This is a genomic window from Hallella sp. (assembly GCF_037460745.1).
GTDB classification, from domain to species: Bacteria; Bacteroidota; Bacteroidia; order Bacteroidales; family Bacteroidaceae; genus Prevotella; species Prevotella faecis.
Genome location: NZ_JAXVAE010000024.1, coordinates 1 through 6,684, shown reverse-complemented (window position 1 = coordinate 6,684; position 6,684 = coordinate 1). Strand labels below are relative to the sequence as shown.

At 55.1% G+C, this 6,684-nt stretch carries 7 protein-coding genes and 1 tRNA gene; 4 read left to right on the top strand and 4 right to left on the bottom strand.

The window, feature by feature from the left end; all coding sequences use genetic code 11:
* Positions 1-189: 189 nt before the first annotated feature.
* From WKK33_RS00475 to WKK33_RS00465, 3 genes are all read right to left on the bottom strand, one after another.
* The gene (locus WKK33_RS00475) at positions 190-1,977 is read right to left on the bottom strand and encodes a hypothetical protein (RefSeq protein WP_337932000.1); all 1,788 of its coding nucleotides are present in this window, start codon (positions 1,975-1,977) and stop codon (positions 190-192) included.
* Positions 1,978-1,993: 16 nt separating this feature from the next.
* Positions 1,994-3,427 (bottom strand): SH3 domain-containing protein, encoded by a 1,434-nt coding sequence (locus WKK33_RS00470; protein ID WP_337931998.1) that lies wholly within the window; start codon positions 3,425-3,427, stop codon positions 1,994-1,996.
* A gap of 199 nt (positions 3,428-3,626) precedes the next feature.
* Positions 3,627-3,709, bottom strand: a tRNA-Tyr gene (locus WKK33_RS00465).
* A 254-nt stretch (positions 3,710-3,963) separates the two neighbouring features.
* On the opposite strand from WKK33_RS00465, the gene WKK33_RS00460 reads away from it, so the two are divergent.
* Positions 3,964-4,881 carry a hypothetical protein gene (locus tag WKK33_RS00460; RefSeq protein WP_337931996.1) on the top strand — a complete coding sequence of 306 codons (918 nt, stop codon included), beginning with the start codon at positions 3,964-3,966 and terminating at the stop codon, positions 4,879-4,881.
* Positions 4,882-5,013: 132 nt separating this feature from the next.
* Here the strand turns inward: WKK33_RS00460 and WKK33_RS00455 are convergent, their stop codons facing one another.
* On the bottom strand, positions 5,014-5,280 hold the full coding sequence (locus WKK33_RS00455; protein ID WP_337931995.1) for a hypothetical protein: 267 nt from the start codon (positions 5,278-5,280) through the stop codon (positions 5,014-5,016).
* A gap of 296 nt (positions 5,281-5,576) precedes the next feature.
* Between WKK33_RS00455 and WKK33_RS00450 the strand changes: the two genes are divergently transcribed.
* From WKK33_RS00450 to WKK33_RS00440, 3 genes are all read left to right on the top strand, one after another.
* Positions 5,577-5,801 (top strand): DUF3791 domain-containing protein, encoded by a 225-nt coding sequence (locus WKK33_RS00450; RefSeq protein WP_337931994.1) that lies wholly within the window; start codon positions 5,577-5,579, stop codon positions 5,799-5,801.
* Positions 5,798-6,280, top strand: a complete 483-nt coding sequence (locus WKK33_RS00445) for a DUF3990 domain-containing protein (protein ID WP_337931993.1) — start codon at positions 5,798-5,800, stop codon at positions 6,278-6,280. The genes WKK33_RS00450 and WKK33_RS00445 overlap by 4 nt, the downstream gene beginning before the upstream one ends.
* A 61-nt stretch (positions 6,281-6,341) precedes the next feature.
* Positions 6,342-6,539 carry a hypothetical protein gene (locus tag WKK33_RS00440; protein WP_337931991.1) on the top strand — a complete coding sequence of 66 codons (198 nt, stop codon included), beginning with the start codon at positions 6,342-6,344 and terminating at the stop codon, positions 6,537-6,539.
* Positions 6,540-6,684: the final 145 nt, after the last annotated feature.

Below are 6,684 nucleotides of genomic sequence, written 5' to 3'. Positions count from 1 at the left end.
GCTTACTTCCTCTTCTTATAGTTTCTGACTTCCCTTCGGTCGGTGGGGCTTTGCCAAGTCTCGTTTTTGACAAAAGCAACCCGCATGGCCATTCCGCATGAAGGTCGTCCCCATGTTGAACACCTCAATAAGCCCACCGCCTACGGCGATGGCCTCAGGGGTCTAAGGAACACAGATGTCACTCCACATTCAACACTCCACATTATAAAGAATGTAGGGCATGGCGTCGATGAGGATGGCGTCTTTCCCTTGCTCTTCAACGCTCAACTCCTCGAAGGGCACCAGGTCGGCATGCTCAAACACCTTCTTGTTGGTGGTGGCGGCGGGCCTGAAGCCCATGATGAGCTCCGACATGACCCATCGGCGGTGCTCGGCCTCGTAGGCCGCACGTCGGTCGGCCTCGCTGTGGTTATGACCCTCGAAGCACCATTGGCGCACCAGCAGAGCGTTGCCGCAAATGATGCTCGAATACTTGTCGGCCTCGCTGATGGCGTACCACGCCTGCCGCTCATCGGTGGCCTGCGGGTTGACGTAGGCACGGTGGTAGACAAAGTTGACGCGCATGCCTCGCAACGACCTGCGTAGGAAGAGCGGGTCGGCCTGCATGCCTCGCCCATGCCCCAAGATCTCGATGTGGCCATACATGCCCGTGAGGTTGGCGCGCCTCACCAGTTCGGAGGGGCGCTTGAGCCATACGGCCAGCTTGGCGGCGCCATAGACGGCGCGTGGCAGGTGGAGCGCGGTGTTTATGGCCTGCCGCTCATCGCCCTGGCATACCACCGCACGCAGCACCTCATGGGGCGTGGGCGTGAGGAGGCGCCGCGCCATGGGCGCCGACGGGGCGGCATCAACAAACTGCCACTCCACATCGAGAAAGTCGACTCCCTCGGGCGCATGCGCCACCACATGGCCGTCGGCCTGCACCAGCGTGTGGTGCGACAGGGCGAAGAGGGCGGGGCGCGACGCCACGAGGTGCTGCTGCCACGCCTCCATGCCCTCGCCGATGAAGGTGATGCGCGTGCGCTGCCCTCCCTCGGCATAGTTGGGGTAATGGCACAGGTGGGCCACGGTGTAGGCCACCGACTGCGCCATGGCGCCCGTGCCGATGATGACGATGTGGGCGCGCCGCTCGTCGCCCTGGCGCAGCACGGGCAGGAACGCCTCCGACGGGGCGGCACTGGCGGTTGCCGAATAGGCACCCGAGGCGGGCGACGTGTCGCCTACGAGCAACTGCTCCGCCTCATACTCGTAGGCGTTGACGGTGTCGACAAGCAACTGGCCCGTCGCTCCCGCCTTGCGCTGGTATTGCAACACCTCGATGGTGGCATAGTCGGCCAACGTTACGTAGCAATGCACGGGTTGGGGCGCCTGGCGACAGAGGTCGTCGAGGATGGCCAGCGCCTTGAGGTTCTTGGTGTCGTGGGCCGGATCGTCGGCGTCGCCCATGACATAGATGGCCGCGGCCCTCTCGGCGCCAATAGTGGCGAGGTCGGCATGGCTGTGGCGCGCCGCCTTGTAAAAGATGAAGTTGGCGTCGACCTCGGGGCGCTCCTCATCGACCACCACGACCGTGCGACCCTGCGCATTGAGGGCGCGCACCATGACGGGCAACTGCGCACAATGTCCCAGGATGAGCACATGGCCGCGCAAGGCGTAACGGCGCTCGCCCACCTGCGCCGCCTCGCGGATGTTCTCGAAGAGATTGGTGAACACGCTGACGAGCAAGGCCGAGAAGAGAAACACACTCAGCAGGGCGAGGATGAGGCGGAACCAGTCGTGGGCGCCCGCTCCGCCAAAGCAGCCAGGGTCGAGAAACACAGCCACAACATCTTGCCAAACAATCGTTCCATCGTCGAACACCCACTGGGCCACAACGATGGCGATGGCCAGGCTCGCCACCGACAAGCCCAGCAGCCACATGAGCTGCGCACCATTGCTCTTGGCCAGCAGCAGGTCGATCTTTCGTTTTAATATCATACGGTAAGGTTGTTAATCAATACGTTCGTTTGCTATTCATGAGATGCACAAACCAGGTCCACAGGTCCTCGATCACCATTCGGCGGAAGAGCCAGTGGTGCATGCCGCCGGGCGTGCGCTGCAACATATCGTCGGAGAGCGACAACACGTAGAGGGGCCTGATGCGCCAACTATAGTTGTAGCGGTTCTGCCAGTCGTACATACAATACTCCCACCATCCGGCGTCCTTGCGCCACCACTCGCCCGTCACATAGTCGTGGTCGAGCCCCCAACGGGTCACATTGAGCGCATTGGGGAACCCACACTCGCTATAGATGCGGCGGGGCGCAATGCCGAGATCGAGCACGCGGCCCAGCGTGACCCGGCACACCACGAGCGACCCCGAGGCGTAATGGAGCGCCGTGGAGCGGTCGGGGGCAAAATAGATGCCGTTGCCGGCGTAGTTGCCACCGCCCACGTTCCATATCCCCGTGTAGCGACTGTTGTTGCCCACGCGCCCACGGCTCTGCGTAATGCTCTCGCTGGCCATGCAGTCGGTGCCGTGGTAGAGCGTGAGGGCTGGCACGAGGGTGTCGACGAGGGTCCACACGCCACTCTCCACCAGGGTGAGCGTGCCATGCCACAACGGATACTTCAGGATGCGCCAAGGCAAGAGCAGGAACCACCGCAGGGTGTCGTCGGCCCCCTCCTTGGGATGGCTGGGGTCGACCACCTCAAGGGCATAGTTGATAAACTCTAACGAGCAATGGATGAAGAGGTTGTAATAAACCGCATTGAACCACCGTAGGGGCGTGAGCAGGATGTAGAACGGTATCTGGGCAAAGGCCAACTGCTTGCGCAGCCTGCGGTTCTCGGCGTCGGTGCGCCCAGCGTTGACCTTGAAGTACCACCGCCATGGCTTCGCGGCGTAACGCTGCAACCAGTTGAGGAAATAAAAGGGGATGCAGGCCACCCAATACACCTTGTAGACGAGCGTGCTGGCCACCGACAAGCCCCATATCACCACCCAGCGCAGCACGTAGAGCACCACGCAGGTCAGGAGGAGTTGGCGCACAAAACCCCAGAGGCTGTACCGATGCTTAGCCACCTTCTTAACAGCGTAGGGGGCGGCATATTGCAGGTAACGGGTGGCGCAATACAACGTGTCGCCGCCATACACCACCTCTGCCCACTGGTCCTGGGGATGGCCGATGACAAGCACGCGTGTGCCGGGCGCCATGATAAACTGGGAGGTCGAACGCACGCTCGGTCCGCTGCGCATGTTGAGATGGGTGGTGGTTTCGTACCATGCGGGAAGGCGCCCTTCTGCCCACGCCGGGAGGGTGGCCATGGTGAGCACGAGGAGGCAGAGAGCCGCCATGATCCACCGCCGAGAGGGCGTGGAGCATGACCTGTGGGATGAGACCTGCTTCATCCCACATGGGGCGGTGTTGGGGTCCTTATAGGGCATAGTCGTCATTTGTATGCGTGGGGGCGATGCCTTTCGCCAAGCATCGGTTTCAGATTGTGTTGATAGTTTCACATAAACTCGTTTACAAATATAACGCTTTTCCCACAAACCGCCGACACATTGAGAGAAAAAAAACGAAAAAATCCCTGTAACGCACCATAATGGTTCCGCTACAGGGACTATCGTTTTCCTATTGAGGTGGGTGGTGATGGATTCGAACCACCGAAGGCAAGAGCCAGCAGATTTACAGTCTGCCCCATTTGGCCACTCTGGTAACCACCCTAAGGTCGCTTCACCGCATGTGTTTCGGAAAGCGAGTGCAAAGATAGTGTTTTCCAACGACAATCAATTCAAAACGCCCAATAATTTTAAGGTTTTTAACACTTCATCCGCGCCATTCCATCCAAACGGCGCTCATGGGCCGATAAGAGGGGCCCATGGTCCAATTAAAAGGTGCAAAATTTGGCTATGAAGAAACTATTGGTTAATTTTGCCTAAGCCTATTAGCGGGCAGCAAACACGCCAACACCATAAACATGAAGACGAGCAACACCACCGCCATTACGCAAAAATGGCTTGAGGGCATTTCGTATGAAGTGGCCTTTTGGAACAATGTGTACAGATGGCCCCACACCTTTCAGGGCATGATGGGGTGGGCGCATTACGGATCCGCCATTTGCCTGGAAGGGTTTGACGCCAACCATTTTCTGCTGGCCGACGACCACCCAAGGGTTTACGATGTAGGGAGTGGCATGAGCTATGCCGTGGGCGACCACCTGGACAAAGACGGAAAGCTCATTCCGCTCGACATTCATTACATAGACCCTTTGGCCTTCCATTTCAACCGCATCCTGAAGAAATACAAGAAGAAGTTGCCGCCCATCGAGTTTGGAATGACCGAATATCTCTCGGCATTCATACACGACGCCTCGCTCATAACCATACAGAATGCGCTCGACCACTCGTCGGCGCCCATCAAGGGCATCGTGGAAGCATTGCTCGCATTGCGAAAAGGAGGGGTGCTATACCTCAACCACCATCCCAACGAGGCCGAGATGGAACACTACAAGGGATTCCACCAATACAATGTGGACGAAGAAAACGGCGAGCTTGTTATTTGGAACCAATCAGAGAAAACATGTATCGGCCAACTGCTTGGCTCGTTTGCCTCCGTTGAGGTGAAACGAATGGACAATGGGCACATCGTGGCCATCGTGCGAAGGAATGGCGACGCGACATCGTTGCCTGAGCGATTGCGGAAATATGTGGACGACAAAACCGACAAGGCTGAGCTCTGCGAAGTGTTGCTGAATTACCAATACCGCAACACGTCGTTGGCGAGAAACCTAAAAGGTAGCATACGGTTCGGCTTGTTCAACCTCATACAACTCATGGCACAAATGCTGCCTTGGAGCCTGAAGATGCGGGTAAAACGCCTCATCAAACAGGCGTAAGAAAAGCCAAGGCTGGCAATCACACCCTCAGAAAACACAAAGCGACGGACCGTCAGCATCACGCTGGAGTCCGTCGCTACTGTTTGATAAGGGTTTTTATAGATTAACTCAAATCAGAAATTCGTTTTGAATTTAGTACTGAGCGTTCTGGGGATCGAAGTTGGCCCATCCGGCTGTCCAGTCTTGTCCGTCGGGGAAGGCGCCGATGCCAGGATACTGCTTGCTGATGGCGAGGATGGAAGCGATGCCGTTCCTGGTATGTGCCATCCAGTTGCCAACGACCGTGTTCTGGTTGGCGGCCAACTGGAAGAAGTTGCTTGTGAACGAAGGCTTGGTGGCATCGGTGGTCTTCGTGGCGTAGTCGTAAAGCTCGTCCTTATACACCTTGTTTCGTTTCATAACAATGCTTTTCTTATCACGCCGCAAAGGTAGGCAGCCATTGTTACAAAACCGTTGAGTCCCAGTTACAATAACATGAAGAAAAGCCAAAGGTCCACAATGCCTATTTATTATAGGCCTCCGAGCCTATCAACACAAGCCTGCACACCTTAATTATATAGAGGCCACACACCGAATGTCTAAAATATGGCGCTTTTGCTTGTGCGTTTCATGTTTTCTTCCTATTTTTGCAATGAAACGAAAGCCAACGTCATGGCTGAAATGGTACGGCTTAACCCTCAGAAAGCTACTTTACGATGAATAAGAAAGAGAAAGACATAGCGCTCTTCGTCGCATTCTGCATAGAAGAATACGGAGCGGCCAAACAAATGACAGGCGAACAAACCATCGACCGGTTTTCGCAATATGGCGTGATCGATTATCTATGCAAATGCTTTGAGCCACTTCATACCCAAAGTCGCCAATGGCTCGTGGCCGAAATAGACGAGTTTATTGAAGACAGAAAAAACAAAGAAGCATGAGAATATACCACGGAAGCCTGGAAGTGGTGGAACACCCCTTAATACTTCCACCCCAACGAACGCTCGACTACGGGCAAGGGTTCTACACCACGACCTCGGAGAGGCAATCAAAGGAATGGGTGGAACGGAGAATGCACGAGAAACATACCTCGTGCGGCTATGTGAACATCTACGAGTTGGACGAAGAGAAACTATGCGAACTCAAATGTCTTATTTTCGAAGAGCCAAATGAGGAATGGGCAGAATTCGTAATGGCCAACCGAACACGGATGGACTTTACGCACGATTACGACATTGTGTATGGGCCTGTGGCCAACGACAGAGTTTACCTGCAATTTGGCTTGTATGAGGCAGGCGCGATCAGCGTGGAAACGCTCATACGAGAACTCAAAACTTACAAGTTGGTCGACCAATACCTTTTCCATACCAATAAGGCGCTGACGGCCTTACATTTCGTTGAAGCAACAAAAATAGGATAAGAACATGTTCAAAATAGACCAAAGCAACTTGCATTTGATTCTTCCTGGGAAAATCAGCTGGATGGTTGAGTACCTAAACCACGACTATGGATTCACCATCCAAGAGAGTCTCGAACGCATCTATCATTCGCAACTCTACAAGAAGCTATCAACAGAAAGCACCAAATATTGGCATCTAAGCCCTGTGGACCTATACCAAGAGCTAAAAACGGAGCTACATCCCCACCCTACCGCTGCATCCGACGGTACTCACCCTTGAACCAAAGCCGGCAAATGGAATCGACAAAAACAACCGATTTTACCCTTCTCAATCAAATCCTTGTTTTAACACAAAATGACAGCAGCGAATACCATGTCATATCAGAGTTTTGCTTGTTTATTTTTGCAACACTAAGATAAGTGAA